Below are 15,017 nucleotides of genomic sequence, written 5' to 3'. Positions count from 1 at the left end.
CTTTCCTCCCCCATCAATTATTAATGAAATAAATGTTCAGTTTCAGTATGAGCTACATGTCTGTTCTAATATACTTTTTGCATTATTGAATCGTTGGTATTATCATCGACTATTGCCCTATAAATTGCCCCAACAATCGAGCCCTTTAATAGTATTGTACTAACAAGCGATAAATTGCAAGCAAGTAGTCACTTATATTCCATTAATTCTTGCTATCTTATTGCTGAATGACACTTTAAATACTTTATAAGGATTTTTCAAACTCTTTCACAAATAATAATAAAATACTTTGACATTGAGTTTATAATCATGTACATTACTATATGTACGAACATTTACTATGAGTATTTATTTTAATATTCGTATTTAGGGGTGTAATATATGGAAAACGTATTTGATTACGAAGATATTCAATTGATTCCTGCAAAATGTATAGTGAACAGCCGTTCTGAATGTGATACTTCTGTTACATTGGGCGGACATAAATTTAAATTACCTGTCGTTCCTGCAAACATGCAAACAATTATAGATGAAAATATTGCTCTATACTTAGCTGAAAATGGCTATTTTTATATCATGCATCGCTTTAATCCTGAAAGTAGAATTTCATTCATTAAGGATATGCAAGGTCGTGGATTAATCGCATCTATTAGTGTTGGTGTGAAAGCAGAAGAATATGATTTCATTCAACAATTAGCAGATGAACAGCTTACTCCAGAATTTATCACCATCGATATTGCTCATGGGCATTCTAATGCTGTTATTAACATGATTGGCCATATTAAGAAACACCTGCCTAATAGCTTTGTAATTGCTGGAAATGTTGGAACTCCAGAGGCAGTAAGAGAGCTTGAGAATGCTGGTGCTGATGCAACTAAAGTTGGCATTGGACCTGGTAAGGTTTGTATTACGAAAATCAAAACGGGCTTTGGAACAGGCGGCTGGCAATTGGCTGCATTACGCTGGTGTGCAAAAGCAGCAAGCAAGCCAATCATTGCTGACGGCGGAATCCGTACTCATGGGGATATCGCAAAATCAGTACGCTTCGGTGCAACAATGGTTATGATCGGCTCCCTATTTGCTGGACATGAAGAGTCACCTGGAGAAACAGTTGAAAAGGACGGAAAACTTTACAAGGAATATTTCGGTTCTGCTTCTGAATTCCAAAAAGGTGAAAAGAAAAATGTAGAAGGCAAAAAAATGTATGTGGAGTACAAAGGACCTTTACAAGAAACATTAACTGAAATGGAACAGGATCTTCAATCCTCCATTTCATACTCTGGCGGCAACAAATTAAGCTCTATCCGCAATGTAGATTATGTAGTTGTTAAAAACTCCATTTTCAACGGAGATCGAGTTTATTAATAGAAATAGAATCATTCACGTTTGATATGTATGGAACACCCCCCCGCTTTCGTTTAAGGCGGGGGTTTTCATATTCACATCTATTCCTTTAAGGAGCTGTTTTTATTAGAAACATTTTCTTGCTTAGGATCTGGCTCCATTCCCTCTTCGTTTATTTGTTGGTTTGTTTTCATACTCTCCATTACCTTGCCATTTTCCTTCATTTCCTTTAAATTACGAACCATCGTTCCATTTATTCTCTCCATTTCATTACTCATAATTTTCCTCCTTTACATGAAAGTTTATTTATTTTAATACCCATGCTTGTCCCTTTTAAACTTTTGATTGACATGAAAAAACCAATCCCTCTTTTGGAATTGGCATACTTTGTACATTTATGTATCTTTTAATTTTTAAAATATTAGCATAGTCATTTTTCTGAGATCATCTCTAACTCTCTCCCTCATCTTTTTATAATAATGAGACATTGCCAATAGAATCACTCCTTGTTTTCACTTTGTAAAGGACGAACAAATATTTTTCAATGTATATAGTCTTGCTGTTAGAAGGAACAAATCATCATAATGATTTTTGACGTATTCTTCAATTATGGCAGATCCCTTCAGAAATTGCTCCACTAAATAATGTGTATACTTTTCATCCCAAGAAAATCGATTGATTCGAAGGAGCTCTTTTGCTAAAGTTTGAAATTTATACTCATCTATCCAAAGCATAACTTGATACATTTTGTCAGAATTGAAATAAACACTTTTATTCCGATGGCATTTGTCTACAAATGAAATGAAACCATTTATTTGCTCAGCCAGAATATTTGCTTTTTGCATTTCACTGTTCATGATTTTCTCCCCTTTTTAGAAGAGTCTATGAAAAAGAGCAAAATAATAAAACCGTGTGACCTTCTTATTCTTATTACATATCATGGGAAAAGTAATAAATATAGAAGGTGGTTCTAATGGCAACTTCAAAATATTTAGATTTCCTATCCAAATTTGGTGTTGGCGGTGCACATCCCGGAGGATTAAAACTGACAAAGCAAATCCTTTTGTCAGAAAAAATTAATAACAGCTCAACTGTGTTTGATGTAGGCTGTGGAACTGGCCAAACTGCCGCTTATCTTTCATCTCAATTTGGGGCAAAGGTAATAGGGATGGATATTAATCCCGTTATGGTGAAAAAAGCAAAAAAAAGAATAGCGGGACATAAACTACCTGTAGAAATCATTGTAGGGTCCATCGAGGATTGCCCACTCAGGGATGAAACATTCGATTTTATTATTTCCGAATCTGTTCTTGCTTTTGTGAACAAACCTAAAGCACTACATGAAATATTCCGGTTATTAAAAGACGGCGGCCGCTTTATTGCAAATGAGCTTACGATTAATTCCGATCTTTCTCTAGCAAACAGGGAAGAAATTAAACAATTTTATGGATTAGATTCGGTTCTTATGGAACAGGATTGGGTCAGTTTATTAAAACAATCTGGATTTTCAAATATAAAAATGCGCAAGGAAAAACCATCGCTCCTTAAAAATAATGCTGCACAGGAATTTCACTATTCTACGTATATTGAACCTGAACTTTTCTCAGTCATGAACCAGCATCATTATATACTAGCAAAATATCAAGGAATTATAGATTATCGCATATTTACATGTTCGAAATGAATTTAATCGAAAGGCTTGAAATTCATATGAACTTCAAGCCTTTTTTACTATCATTTATTAAATAAAAAATGGAAAAAATGGTCCAAAGGCTCTCACACCAAAGAAAGGAAAGCCGTACAGCCCAAATGGTCCAAAGAAAGGAAATAAGCGGCTTTCATCACTGCTTTCCATCGTCATATGATGATGGTGATGATGGTGGTGATCATGGTGATCGTGGTGCATTTTAGGCATGATAATGTATATCTTCTCCCGATCATAGCTGTGAAGTAATCCCTGATAAACAGATCCATCATTTAATTCAATTTGAACAAATTGATACAAGTGTTTTTTGCACTTCTCATGGAAATTCTCCATATTTCTTTGGGGATAAACACCATATTGCAAGACAACTCTACCTCCTCTATTTTTGACTACAATCATAAATTATTCTTATAATCGCCTTTATGTGCCAAATATTGCCACGAAAAAGAAGTCTGAGGAGGCTCTACAACCGCCTATAAAACAAACAAGCCTGTGACATATGATTGTCCTAAGCTTATACTTGCATTTTTGGATCCAATCACCGGTTTCTACTATTAATTTTCGCCAAGCTCTTCCCATCTTTGATTCAGCCACGCTGCAAACTCTTTTTTCTCCTCAAATTGTGGATAGTGAGCCGATATTCCAAAAATCACAAAATCCTTTTCAGGCGCTTCAAGACGATTAAAGTATGCCTTTGCAGCATTTACTGACGTCATATAATCGTATTGTCCCATAACAAAAAAGCAAGGTATTTCAATGCGATCAACTAAACTTGTAATGCTATGCTGTCTTTCTTCTGGAAGAAGAATACTCTGTGAAACCGAAACTCCTTTTAGATAGCGAACGACATCAAGAAAGTTATATTCCGGGCTAAACAAAAAACCTAAATAGTAATCCATATTATCATTAATTAATCTTGCTGCTCCCCCGTATTTTCGAATTAAGTTCCTTGGTGTATAGGCTTCTCCTTTTTCAATGGAGTCTTTAAGGCTCTCCAATTTTTCAACGTCCGCTCTATTCCCCGCAAGCAGTGCCTGACTTTTTGTAAATTCCCAACCGTCTAATTCGCTTTTCATAGTATCTGCAACCTGCCCAATCCCAATATAGGCTGTAAATTTTTCAGGAGCTTTGCTTGCTGCCTTCAAACCTATATAAGTTCCAAAAGAATGACCAATTAAAAGGATTTTTTTCTGCTTATATTTTTTTGAAATATAGTCCGTCAATGCCAATAGATCATCCACATGTACATCTGTTGATAAGTTCGAATACTCTTCAAAAAAGTGAAAAGATTTTCCGCTTCCGCGCTGATCATAGTGGACAATCGTAAAGTCCTTTTCAAGCAAATCCTGGTACTTCCTGACGTAAGGGATTTCCGAACATCCTGGTCCTCCATGTACAAAAATGATAATTGGATTGGATCGATTTTGTCCTCTAACCATAACTTCCAACTTTGTTCCATTTATTTCAACCTGCTGTAATGTGCTAATACTGTCAGTTCCTTTAATGCTAGGTGTCCAAGTCGGGATAATAAATTTAATTCCAATTAATAAGATAATAATTATACAGGCAATGAACATCTTTCTCTTCTTTTTCAAAATTGACTCCTTATCTCTTAAAATACTTTATTAATTCAGTTGATAAAATATATTATCGGACAGCTTTAGGTTGTTTTTCTAAAAAGCTGTCCAATAAAGTGGTTTATCGGACAGAAACTGGCCATTTTGCTAAAAAGCTGTCCAATAAAAAGGTTTATCGGACAGAAACTGGCCATTTTGTTAAAAAGCTGTCCAATAAAAGGGGTTATCGGACAGCCTTGGTTAGATTTACTCATTTCCTGTCCAATAATGATATTTTTCGGATAATAACAAGGCTATTTTTCCAAAATATCTATTAATAGTAAATTAAATTTTAGTTTAATATTAAATGAATCACAATAGATATTGAACTGAATTCAGAAAACAAAAAAAGACATGCTCTCAGCATTTAGCCAAGAGCATGTCCTTTACACCAAAATATTATAACTCTATAAAAACTACGAGGCTGCTTTTTAAATCCCTTTGTTAATATAAATGCATAAAATGAGCATCTATAAAACTCTGACTTTTAAAATAGAAATCACATATCAATATTATACTGCTTCAATTTTTTATAAAGACTTACCCTTGATATCCCTAGCTTCTTTGCTGCCGCACTTTTGTTTCGGTACGTTTCAGTTAGAACTTGCTCAATCCGATCTTTTTCCAATAGAGCTTTCTCTTGTGCAAGCCCTTCTTTTACAATTATTTCATTGACCTCAACAGGAAAAATACTCATTACATCTTCTGCATGAATCGTAGACTTATCAATAAAAATAATCATTCTTTCAACAACATTTCTTAATTCTCGAATGTTTCCTGGCCAATGATGGTTCGTAAATACTTCCATTGCACTTTCCAATAGAGTGGGCATTTCCTTTTGATATTTAGCGGAAAACTCTTGAGCAAAATTCTCTACTAGTATCGGAATATCATTAATTCTTTTACGAAGCGGCGGTATTTCTAACGTGACTACATTTAAGCGATAATATAAATCCTCTCTAAATAGCCCCTTCTTCACCATATCTTTTAAATCACTATTTGTAGCTGCTACCACTCTTATATTTACCTTAATTGATGCATTGCCCCCTATACGAAATACCTCTCTCTCTTGGAGAACCCTAAGCAGCTTAACCTGCATTTCGAGAGGAAGCATCCCGATTTCGTCCAAAAATAGCGTTCCGCCGTCTGCCATTTCCACCTTCCCTGCTTTTCCCTCTTTATATGCACCTGTAAACGAGCCCTTCTCATAGCCAAATAACTCACTTTCAAACAGAGCCTCAGGGATTGCACCGCAGTTAATTGGGATAAACGGCTGATTCTTCCGAAAGCTTGCATCATGAATCCCTTGAGCAAAAAGCTCCTTTCCAACACCGCTTTCCCCTTGAATCAATACGGTTGCATCTGTCTTGGCAACCTTAACAGCTAAATTTTTCGCATTTTGTATAGTGGCACTATTTCCTTTTATTTCAGCTAATGGACCAATTTGTTCCTGAATTTGATATTGCTGTTTGATTTTCTGTAATTGGCTATTGGTGAGTGTTAATTTCTCATTTAGCTTAACAATGTTTGTTATATCCTGGTCTATTGAAATAGCCCCAATTAATTCTCCATTCTCATCAAAAATGGGAGAGGAACTGATGAGCACGTGCTTATCTGGTCTTGGCTGGTGATAGATATTAAAAACAGGCACTTTTGTTTCTAAAATCTCTATTAATTTAAGATCCTCTTTATTAAAAAAATGGCTTATCTTTTTATTTTTAATTTCCTGCAGAGAAATTCCATACATTTTTTCAGCTTGAGAACTCCAATATTGGACCTCTCCTGCCGTATTAATTATGGTAATCGCATCCGAACTCGTTTCTATTAAAGTATTTAAATAATATAGTGAATGATTAAAAGAAGAATTCATTGATTTCCCACACTCTCTCTATAAAACTATGAAGCAGTTTACAAAATTGTTTACTTAGATTTACAAAAGTGTAAACCAGAGTTTACAGTTCATTGTACAGAAGCATATGAATATTGACAATATATTAATTTGATTCGAATCTTTTTTAACGCTAAGTTTTTACTATTTTCTTCTTATAATTCTTGGATTTTATCGATTTTTGTTTGATTATAAAAGTCCTTAAAACAATAAAATCAGAAAAAATAATTCTTTTGGCACACAAATTGCATTTATAGAGTGAAAAGCGATTAATTGTGTACACCAGGAGGTTTTTTCTTATGGCAGTTTTAGAGAACTATATTCAAACAATTGATGCCCATACGATGGGAGAAGCAGCAAGAATTGTTACAAATGGAATTCCAGATATCCAAGGGAATACGATGATGGAAAAGAAGCTTTATATGCAATCGGAGTTGGATCATATACGAAAACTGCTTATGCATGAGCCACGAGGGCACTTGAATATGTTTGGGGCTATATTAACAAAGCCTTGCCAATCAGTTTGTGACCTTGGTGTTCTTTTCATGGATAGCGGCAGTTATTTAAATATGTGCGGCCACGGTACAATTGCGGCGGTTACGATTGCGATCAACAACGGAATCATCGAGAAAAAAGACAAAGTTTTGCTTGATACACCTTCTGGCATTGTTGAATGCGAAGTAGCGTATGAACATGGCCGAGTAAAGGAAGTATCCTTTATTAATGTTCCAGCTTTTGTACTTCTGAAGGGTGAAAGCGTTTTAGTAGAAAACATAGGGTATATCAATATGGATATAGCATTCGGAGGCAGCTTCTTTGCAATTGTTGATGCTGATCAATTGAATCTAAAACTAGATTTGGATGAACAAGATCAAATTGCCTCTCTTGGCCTTGCCATTAGGAAAGCGGCAAACGAACAATTAACCGTTAAGCATCCTGAAATCCCACAAATCAATTCTATTGATTTAGTAGAGTTCAGTTTACAAAAAGGCAAAAACCATTATAAAAACACGGTGGTTTTCGGAGATGGACAAATTGACCGCTCTCCATGCGGAACGGGAACATGCGCAAAGCTAGCAACCCTAAACTTGAAGCCAGGTGAAGAAATTATTCAAGAAAGCATTATTGGCTCTACTTTTAAAGGAGCTGTTGTGGAACATACTAGAGTTCAAAACTATAAAGCCATCCTGCCTAAAATAACGGGGTCTGCATGGATGACTGGCATTCATCAATTCTCACTTGAAGCAACCGACCCTTATACCGAAGGATTTTTATTAAAGTAATTAACATTTTTTATCGCGGAGGAATTAACTATGGGACTAACTAGAGACTTCTTCATTATGCTTTCTCAAAATAAGGTTTTAAACAGGGGAGCTAAGCGTTGGGGATTAAGACTTGGGGCACAATCTGTCGTGGCCGGAACAAATATTAAAGAAATGGTTGAGAGTGTAAAAGTTTTAAATGCAGAGGGAATTTCTGCAACTATTGATAATCTGGGTGAATTTGTTTTTGAGAAAAAAGAAGCTCTCGATGCTAAAAAACAAATTCTTTCTGTCATTGAAGCTATTCATGAAAACCAATTAGATGCACATATCTCTTTAAAGCCAACTCAGCTCGGATTAGATATTGAATATCAATTCTGTTTAGATAATTTAAGAGAAATCGTTGCCAAAGCATACGAATATAGCATTTTTATTAACTTTGATATGGAGGATTACGGTCATCTTCAGCCTTCGTTTGATATTTTAGACGAGCTTTCTGTTGACTATGATAATATCGGCACAGTGATTCAAGCCTACTTCTATAATGCAGAAGACAATATCGAAAAATATAAAAACTACCGATTAAGGATTGTGAAAGGTGCCTACAAAGAGCCTGAAAACCTAGCATATCAAGATAAGAATGAAATTGATCGTAACTTTACTAAGATGATTGAATATCACCTGCTGAATGGTAAATTTACGTCTATTGCCACACATGACCATCATGTTATTAATCATGTGAAGAATTTTGTAAGAGAGCACAATATTCCAAATGACAAATTTGAATTCCAAATGCTCTATGGTTTCAGAAAGGATTTACAGCTTAAGCTTGCTAAGGAAGGATATAATTTCTGCACCTATGTTCCATTCGGAAATGACTGGTACGGCTATTTCATGAGACGCTTAGCTGAACGCCCGCAAAATCTTAATCTTGTAGCAAAACAAATGTTTAATAAAAAGACTAATACTTTAATAGGAATGGGAGCAGGGGCGTTCCTATTAGGAAGAGCTACTAAAAAGCTCAAGAAGTGATTGATAGGGGCTCTTCTCCCCTATCTTGTTCATAAAATTTATATCATTATTAAATTAACCAATTTACAAAAAAATCACTATGTTACTATAATTATTAATACAATCAGACGTTAACATTACAAGGGGGAACCACAATGGAAAAGAAATTGTCATTTTCACAGGTACTTGCAATTGGGTTTATGTTATTTGCCATGTTCCTTGGCGCAGGAAACGTTATATTTGCTCCTATGGTCGGACAGCAAGCGGGAACAAATACGTGGATTGCAATGAGCGGATTTTTAATCACGGGAGTGGGACTTGTTTTACTTGCTATCATTGCATTGACACGTGGCGGCGGAACAGTGGAAAAACTTGCTGGAAGAGTAAATCCCCTATTTGCAACTATTTTTTCCATATTACTTTTCTTAACACTTGGCCCAATATACGTAATTCCAAGAACGACTTCGGTTGTATATGAAATTGCTATACATCCATTAATCCAGACAAAATCTAGTACAAGTCTTTACCTATTCATTTTCTCTTTCTTGTTTATTTTGTTAACGATTCTCCTTTCATGGAATACAACAAAGTTCGTCGATCGTTTAGGGAAAATTATCACTCCTATTTTCGGAATTTTACTAATAGCGCTAATTGTAAAGTCGATCGTTACCCCAATGGGCAGTCTTGGAGAGGTTCAGGAGGAATATGTAAGCGGTGCCTTTTTAAAAGGTTTCACTCAAGGGTACTATACAATGGACGTACTTGCTGCATTTGTTTTCGGAGGAATTTTTATCAAATCGATCAGTTCATTAGGAATCACCTCTCAAAAAGAGGTATCAAAGCTCTTTATTAAATCTGGAATTGTAACGATTATCGGGCTTGTGCTTTTACAAATCTCCATGGCATGGATTGGAGCTTCAAGTGTAGAGCAAATCGGATTTAAACAAAATGGCGGAGAGGTTTTAGCTCAAAGTGCTAAAGTTCTTTTCGGAGAAATTGGTATTTATATTATCGGAACAGTTATTTTCTTAACAGGGATTACGACGAATGTAGCTTGCTTAGCAGCTGTCTCAGAGTATTTCGAAAGAATTGTTCCATCTATATCATATAAAAAATGGCTAATTATCTTTTCGATATTAAGCTTAATTATTACAAACTTTGGATTAAACACGATTTTAACTTTGGCTTCGCCAATATTACTGCTGCTGTATCCAATTGCGATTGCTCTAATTGCATTAATTTTTACTAATAATTTATTCAAAGGACATCGATCTGTTTATATTGGAACGATTATCGGAGTCGGCTTTGTTGCTATTCTTGATGCATTAAAGGATGCAAAAATAGCACCAGAGACGATTAACAGTATTTTTGGCTTCATCCCTTTATTTGAAAATGGAGCTGGATGGATTGTAACAGGCTTAGTTGGATTTGTCATCGGTTTCTTAGTAGCCAAATCAAGAAAGGAACCTATTACATTAATAAATATTGCAGGGCAAGAAGTAAATAGAATGTAGAAATCACCTATCTTTTTCACGCTTTTACTAAAGCGTTTTCATATGAACGGATGACCTAGCTCTCAAAAAAATGAGACCTAGGTCTTTTTTATCTTATGCAAAATCTTTATTTATCTTCGCGTATTAAATAATCATTTCCATCCTGATCCTTGAATGAGAACATTGTCCCGAATGGAAGTCTCATCATTTCTTCTACTTGAACACCATTCTGCTTCATTTTCTCATACGCCGCTTCAATATCAGTTGTGCTGAATAGAACGGAAGGATGAGCAACTTTAGAAGGCTGATGCTGTTCCATCGCTGCTTTAGAATAAAGAACTAAAGTTGTAAATTCTTCTTCACTTGGTCCAACCTCGATCCAAGAAGCATCAGGTCCCATAGGCTGTTCAAACTTTAAAACAAAACCAACTTTGTTAATCCAAAAATCTTTAGCCGCTTGTTGATCTTGTACATAGACAGTGACTTTTCCAATTTTATTTATCATCTGAATTCTCCTTTTTTTAACAATAAGATAGACAAAATAAGTTTAACAACGACTGGCCGCAAAAGCAATTTCTATACGTCTGTATGACTTTTTTGTAATATCAATACATTTGATATAATTTCAAGGAGTAAACAGCTAAAGTATATTGGGGGTATTTTGCGATGAATCAGCGCGACGCACAATATTATGTAACAAATCTTAGGATGGATCCACATCCTGAGGGCGGTTATTATAGGAGAACTTTTGAATCTCGAGAAAGAATTACGGATGCAGAATTGACGGTTGAGTTTAATGGAGAACGAAAGCTATATACAAGCATCTATTTCTTATTAACGTCTAATGATGTATCCCATTTTCACCGGTTAAAATCTGATGAGCTATGGTATTACCACGCTGGAAGCCCTTTAACCATTCACATTATTCATGAAGACGGGAAATACGAAGAGATAAAGCTTGGATTAAACTTGGATGAAGGTGAAGTTCCACAAGCGCTAGTTCGCAAAAACTCAATCTTTGGGTCTTCTGTGATGAAGGAGGACACTTTCTCTTTAGTAGGATGTATGGTGTCCCCTGGCTTTGAATTTCAAGATTTTGAGTTATTCACACAGGTCGAGCTATTAGCAAAATATCCACAGCACGAGGAGGTCATTAAGAAGCTCGCTTATGAAGTGATTCCTGAGTAGGAGACATTACGGATGTCTCCAGCTTTCTGAAATCGAAGAATGCACCCTAAAGCTCATATAACGGTAAGGACATGCATAAATTTTTAAAAAGTCTTATGTTAAAGGAGTTTTAGAGATGAAAAAATTCATGTCACTAATAGTCATAATAGTGTTTCTTGGCGTGGCAGCATATTTTGAATCCTTTGATCTAAAAAGGAATGATACCGGGAACTTGTCTCTTTTCTCTGATTCTTCGTCCAACCAGGCAGTTAATGCCGAAGTGAGTGAAGAAGAAATGAGCGAAAACATGATTCCTGTAATGGAACTAAAATTTGTTGATCGAAAAAAAGCGGATGGTGGCAACTATTATATTGAAACATACGAAGAATATGAAGTTTTTAAAGATAAGGATGGCAATGTGATAAAGAGTAATCCTACAGGGCATTTCGAATATTTGAAGTATGAAATGTAAGGAAAAAGAATACAATTAATGATGGAACTCTAGAAAAACAATGAGAGCATAGGTGTAGGATTATTTTCCAATTCAACAAGAATTTGCAGAGCAATAAAAACGAAGAAGCATAGGCAATTTCCTATGCATCTGTTATTAATCACCATCAAAATATGTATCAGCCGGCATTTGGCTTATTTCGGGAAAAAAACTTTGACCATATAAATTGAATGATTATGGCAACCATAACACCTATAATCGTATCTTTCATCCGTTCTAAAGGATAGTCCTTCATTTTGTGCTCAAAGGCAAAGACAAATAGTATCGTTAGAGCAACTTGATGAATGACCATCCTATCAAGCTTTAGCCATTTTGCCAAATAACCTCCAATCAATATTAGCAGCCCTAAATATCCTCCATTAATTTTTATATGACTAGCAATTAAAACCGTAACAAAAATACCAATAATCGTTCCGATGATACGATGCAGGGATAGACGAAAAGCTTTATTAAGTGTTGCTTGTGTGCATAATATGACCGAAATCGGAGCTAAGTAAGGATATTCAGAACCAAATAATCTTGCCCCTTCCCAAGCAATAGCCGATCCTAGTGCTAACTTCCAAATTAGTTCTGTTTTCATAATACACCTCCATATCCATTAGCATCTTTCATTTTCCCTAGAACTATTAGCTCAATTGCGATTTTTGATAAACCACTAAAAGATGTGGAAGTATCCCCCTTTAAAAATTATGTTGATTAATGGAACCTAACAGTATATGATATAACAATCAATATTCTGAAATAATGAAATATAGGCGGATGAACGTTGCGGGAGAGAGCATGTAATATGCCACCGAAGGAGCAAGTTCCAAAAATACCCTTGGAATTAATCTCTCAGGTAAAAGGACTGTAACCGGACGCACCTCTGGAGAGTGCGTACTTTATGTACGACACCAAAGGAGAAAGACTCTATTCATAATAGGGTTAAACTCTCAGGTATAAAGGACAGAGAAGGGTCAATGAATTTTTTAATTCATCTTTTTTGTCCTTTTTTTGCTTGCTTTACATTTGCGAGCAGAAAAAGGATTTTTTTATTTTCACAAAAAAATATATTACACCCTATGTTTCCTAAGTTTTTTGCAAATGAATACCTGAAGATAAACCACTCTAAGAGTATTGATACTACTACTTATAAAGGGAGAGGTTATCTTGTTGGAACAAATGGCATCAAATGTAAGCAATTTTTTATGGAGCGCACCGTTAATTATTTTTTGCGTTGTTGCAGGGTTATACTTTAGTGTGCTTACGAGATTTTTACAAGTGCGATTTTTTAAAGAAATGATTCGTTTATTGTTTAATGGAAAAAGTTCGGATAAGGGAGTTTCTTCTTTTCAAGCTTTAGCTCTAGCCTTATCTGGCCGGATTGGTACCGGAAATATTTCTGGAACTGCTACTGCGATTGCATTTGGAGGGCCTGGTGCTGTTTTTTGGATGTGGGTGATCGGTTTTTTTGGGGCTGCTACAGCTTACATTGAATCAACACTTTCCCAAATATACAAGGAAGAGAAGGACGGGCTATACAGGGGTGGCCCTGCATTTTATATTGAAAAAGGTCTTGGCTGGAAAAAGTATGCATTTGTCTTTGCAATTGCCACGCTAATAGCCATGTCCATTTTAATGCCCGGCGTTCAATCAAACTCTATTGCCGTTTCCATTAAAAATGCATTTAACGTAGATTCGAAGATAACGAGTATTTTTCTAGTTATTTTGTTAGGGGTAATTATTTTTGGAGGAGTTAAGCGGATTGTAAATGTTGCCCAATACATAGTCCCTTTTATGGCATGTATATACATCCTAATCGCTGTCTTGATTGTGGCATTTAATTATACGGAAATTCCGGCTGTCTTTTCGCTTATTTTCTCAAGCGCCTTTGGTGCAGACTCTGTATTTGGCGGAATTCTTGGATCAGCTATTGCTTGGGGAGTTAAACGCGGACTTTATGCAAGTGAAGCTGGACAAGGTTTGGGTGCCCATGCAGCAGCTGCTGCAGAAGTATCTCACCCTGCCAAACAAGGCTTAGTACAAGCCTTTTCGATTTATTTTGATATATTTTTAGTATGTACGTCTACGGCGTTTATTATATTGTTTACAGGCATGTACAATACAATTAATGAAAAAACTGGAGATTATTTAGTACAAAACCTGTCACATGTCCAGGAAGGACCAGGGTATACTCAGATCGCCGTTGATACCCTTATGCCTGGATTTGGTTCAGAATTTGTAGCAATCGCGCTATTCTTCTTTGCATTTACAACGATCATGTCATACTACTTTATCGCGGAAACCAATTTAGCTTATATTCTAAAAGGGAAAAACAATAAAGTACCAATAACCATTCTGAAGCTTATTCTGTTAGGTGCTACCTTTTTCGGCGCAGTAAAAGAAGCAACTTTAGCATGGACACTTGGGGATATCGGTGTAGGTGTGATGGTTTGGCTAAACTTAATTGCCATTGTTTTCTTAGCTAAGCCCGCTTTTATAGCTCTAAAAGATTATGAAAAACAGAAGAAACAAGGCCTTGATCCAACATTTAATTGTGCTAAATTAGGAATTAAAAATGCGGATTACTGGGAACATGTAAATACTGAAGATAAAGCTAAAGAGAAAAATGTATCATAAATTTTTGTCATTGAAAAGAGACGTTGCTTTATATTAGCAGCGTCTTTTTTCAGCCATTACTGCCTTGGACCCCAGAGCATAATCGAGACGCCCACTAAGCAAATAACTGCTCCGATCCAGTCATATGTATCTGGTGTTTTCTTATCTATTCCCCAGCCCCACAAAACTGAGAGAATGATAAATACGCCGCCATAGGCTGCATACACTCTTCCAAACGTCGGAAACTTTTGCAAGGTAGGAATAACTCCATATAAAACTAAAATGATACTGCCTATAATTCCGTACCAATATGGCTTTCCTTCACGGAGCCATAGCCAAACTAAATAGCCCCCGCCGATTTCTGCAATTCCTGCTAGTAAAAATACGATTATTGTATAGAACATGTTTCACCTTTTCTAATA

The 15,017-nt window shown here is 35.8% G+C and carries 16 protein-coding genes and 2 riboswitches; of the genes, 8 read left to right on the top strand and 8 right to left on the bottom strand.

Translation table 11 applies throughout. The features are described from left to right. The first annotated feature begins 381 nt into the window (after positions 1-381). Positions 382-1,365: a GMP reductase gene (gene guaC / locus H0173_RS07655; protein ID WP_221845767.1), complete on the top strand. Its 984-nt coding sequence runs from the start codon at positions 382-384 to the stop codon at positions 1,363-1,365. A gap of 80 nt (positions 1,366-1,445) precedes the next feature. Here the strand turns inward: guaC and H0173_RS07650 are convergent, their stop codons facing one another. Beyond that, complete coding sequence (locus tag H0173_RS07650; RefSeq protein WP_221845766.1) at positions 1,446-1,622, bottom strand: hypothetical protein; 177 nt, start codon at positions 1,620-1,622, stop codon at positions 1,446-1,448. A gap of 234 nt (positions 1,623-1,856) precedes the next feature. Beyond that, complete coding sequence (locus tag H0173_RS07645) at positions 1,857-2,201, bottom strand: hypothetical protein (protein ID WP_221845765.1); 345 nt, start codon at positions 2,199-2,201, stop codon at positions 1,857-1,859. Positions 2,202-2,317: 116 nt separating this feature from the next. Here H0173_RS07645 and H0173_RS07640 point away from each other — a divergent pair, with 116 nt between their 5' ends. After that, positions 2,318-3,028, top strand: a complete 711-nt coding sequence (locus H0173_RS07640; RefSeq protein WP_221845764.1) for a class I SAM-dependent methyltransferase — start codon at positions 2,318-2,320, stop codon at positions 3,026-3,028. Positions 3,029-3,085: 57 nt separating this feature from the next. Here H0173_RS07640 and H0173_RS07635 read toward each other — a convergent pair whose 3' ends face one another. The 3 genes from H0173_RS07635 to H0173_RS07625 all read right to left on the bottom strand — a co-directional run bounded on the left by H0173_RS07635 (position 3,086) and on the right by H0173_RS07625 (position 6,535). Beyond that, positions 3,086-3,412 (bottom strand): hypothetical protein, encoded by a 327-nt coding sequence (locus tag H0173_RS07635; protein ID WP_221845763.1) that lies wholly within the window; start codon positions 3,410-3,412, stop codon positions 3,086-3,088. 191 nt (positions 3,413-3,603) lie between these two features. Then, the gene (locus H0173_RS07630; protein WP_396021195.1) at positions 3,604-4,647 is read right to left on the bottom strand and encodes an alpha/beta fold hydrolase; all 1,044 of its coding nucleotides are present in this window, start codon (positions 4,645-4,647) and stop codon (positions 3,604-3,606) included. 517 nt (positions 4,648-5,164) lie between these two features. Then, positions 5,165-6,535 (bottom strand): sigma-54 interaction domain-containing protein, encoded by a 1,371-nt coding sequence (locus H0173_RS07625; RefSeq protein WP_221845762.1) that lies wholly within the window; start codon positions 6,533-6,535, stop codon positions 5,165-5,167. A gap of 317 nt (positions 6,536-6,852) precedes the next feature. Here H0173_RS07625 and H0173_RS07620 point away from each other — a divergent pair, with 317 nt between their 5' ends. From H0173_RS07620 to brnQ, 3 genes are all read left to right on the top strand, one after another. Next, entirely contained in the window at positions 6,853-7,836 is a 984-nt protein-coding gene (locus H0173_RS07620) for a proline racemase family protein (RefSeq protein WP_221845761.1), read from the top strand. Positions 7,837-7,866: 30 nt separating this feature from the next. Next, entirely contained in the window at positions 7,867-8,847 is a 981-nt protein-coding gene (locus tag H0173_RS07615; protein WP_221845760.1) for a proline dehydrogenase family protein, read from the top strand. Positions 8,848-8,981: 134 nt separating this feature from the next. Continuing rightward, a complete protein-coding gene (gene brnQ / locus H0173_RS07610; protein ID WP_221845759.1) occupies positions 8,982-10,340 on the top strand; it encodes a branched-chain amino acid transport system II carrier protein in 1,359 nt (452 codons plus the stop codon). A gap of 106 nt (positions 10,341-10,446) precedes the next feature. Here brnQ and H0173_RS07605 read toward each other — a convergent pair whose 3' ends face one another. Next, a complete protein-coding gene (locus H0173_RS07605; RefSeq protein WP_221845758.1) occupies positions 10,447-10,824 on the bottom strand; it encodes a VOC family protein in 378 nt (125 codons plus the stop codon). Positions 10,825-10,985: 161 nt separating this feature from the next. Here H0173_RS07605 and H0173_RS07600 point away from each other — a divergent pair, with 161 nt between their 5' ends. Both H0173_RS07600 and H0173_RS07595 read left to right on the top strand, forming a co-directional pair. Continuing rightward, the gene (locus tag H0173_RS07600; protein WP_221845757.1) at positions 10,986-11,507 is read left to right on the top strand and encodes a cupin domain-containing protein; all 522 of its coding nucleotides are present in this window, start codon (positions 10,986-10,988) and stop codon (positions 11,505-11,507) included. A 115-nt stretch (positions 11,508-11,622) separates the two neighbouring features. Further along, on the top strand, positions 11,623-11,958 hold the full coding sequence (locus H0173_RS07595) for a hypothetical protein (RefSeq protein WP_221845756.1): 336 nt from the start codon (positions 11,623-11,625) through the stop codon (positions 11,956-11,958). A gap of 157 nt (positions 11,959-12,115) precedes the next feature. Here the strand turns inward: H0173_RS07595 and H0173_RS07590 are convergent, their stop codons facing one another. Continuing rightward, positions 12,116-12,577 (bottom strand): FUSC family protein, encoded by a 462-nt coding sequence (locus tag H0173_RS07590; protein ID WP_221845755.1) that lies wholly within the window; start codon positions 12,575-12,577, stop codon positions 12,116-12,118. A gap of 179 nt (positions 12,578-12,756) precedes the next feature. Beyond that, positions 12,757-12,857: riboswitch (glycine riboswitch) on the top strand. Between the two features lie 3 nt (positions 12,858-12,860). Further along, positions 12,861-12,948: riboswitch (glycine riboswitch) on the top strand. A gap of 201 nt (positions 12,949-13,149) precedes the next feature. Between H0173_RS07590 and H0173_RS07585 the strand changes: the two genes are divergently transcribed. Continuing rightward, a complete protein-coding gene (locus tag H0173_RS07585; protein ID WP_396021194.1) occupies positions 13,150-14,616 on the top strand; it encodes an alanine/glycine:cation symporter family protein in 1,467 nt (488 codons plus the stop codon). 56 nt (positions 14,617-14,672) lie between these two features. On the opposite strand, the gene H0173_RS07580 is transcribed toward H0173_RS07585, so the two are convergent. Next, the gene (locus tag H0173_RS07580) at positions 14,673-14,999 is read right to left on the bottom strand and encodes a YnfA family protein (protein WP_221845754.1); all 327 of its coding nucleotides are present in this window, start codon (positions 14,997-14,999) and stop codon (positions 14,673-14,675) included. Between the last annotated feature and the right edge of the window lie 18 nt (positions 15,000-15,017).

Source organism: Bacillus sp. S/N-304-OC-R1 (assembly GCF_019749375.1).
Lineage (GTDB): Bacteria > Bacillota > Bacilli > Bacillales > Cytobacillaceae > Cytobacillus.
The sequence above is the reverse complement of the archived record's forward strand: the minus strand, read 5'-3'. Positions and strand labels throughout refer to the sequence as shown.